This is a genomic window from Geobacillus sp. DSP4a (assembly GCF_013096875.1).
In the GTDB taxonomy this organism is placed as follows: Bacteria; Bacillota; Bacilli; order Bacillales; family Anoxybacillaceae; genus Geobacillus; species Geobacillus thermophilus.
Genome location: NZ_SDLD01000156.1, coordinates 1 through 774 on the forward strand (window position 1 = coordinate 1; position 774 = coordinate 774).

Here is a 774-nt window from a genome sequence, read left to right on the forward strand (position 1 = left end):
AGTATTTTGGGAAGCGGGCGTGCTTTCAGCTGGATCGATTTCATGTGGCGCGGGAGCTGCGTCAGTGTCTGTCCGGCCATCCGCGTTGGCGGGAGGTGCGGAAGAAGCTGGCGAAACAAGACGAAGAGGGGCTTCTGGTGGAGCTGAACAGCGCGGTCGGCACGTTGGAGGACGAAGCGAAAGAGAAGCAGATGGCTGCCATGATCCGCCGGATCGAGTCGATGCCGGGATGCATCCGGGACTATCGGGAGTGGCTGTCGGAGCAAGGGGTGGAGACGACCGGCATGCGTCCGATGGGCCACGCCGAGAGCGTGATGAGCCGGTTTGCGCATCGGGTGAAATCCCGCCGCAGCTGGAAAGACCAAGGGCTTCGGGCGTTTCTGAGGGCGATGGCGGCCCGAATCGACGGGATTTGGCGGAGAAATGGGCAGTTGGTGGAGGAAGAAGAGACCCGAACGGCGGCCTCGGCCTCAACAACGTCCAAGCGGATCGAACAGGCCAAACGGAAGGCCGGACGGTTATGGGCAGATGTGGTGCGTCAGAATCTACCGTGTCTGCAGCGGTCATCCGGGACACCGATCCATCAAGCGTTGTCGGCGCTCCGGGATGGTGGTTGGGTGTAAAAAAATGGAATATCGTATCATCGCCTCAAGATGAGGGATGAGAGTCCGAAAGCGCTTACGATATGAATTCCTGAAAATGGTTCGCTAACTAGTGATTGACAACGCCCGTAGTGAACCGAAAAAATGTTCTCCACAAAGTCTTGACTGACTC

The 774-nt window shown here is 58.1% G+C and carries 1 pseudogene; it reads left to right on the plus strand.

Annotated elements, in window-relative coordinates:
• Positions 1–623, plus strand: a pseudogene (locus tag ETC02_RS16775) (ISLre2-like element ISGsp3 family transposase); the annotation flags it as partial.
• Positions 624–774 lie beyond the last annotated feature (151 nt).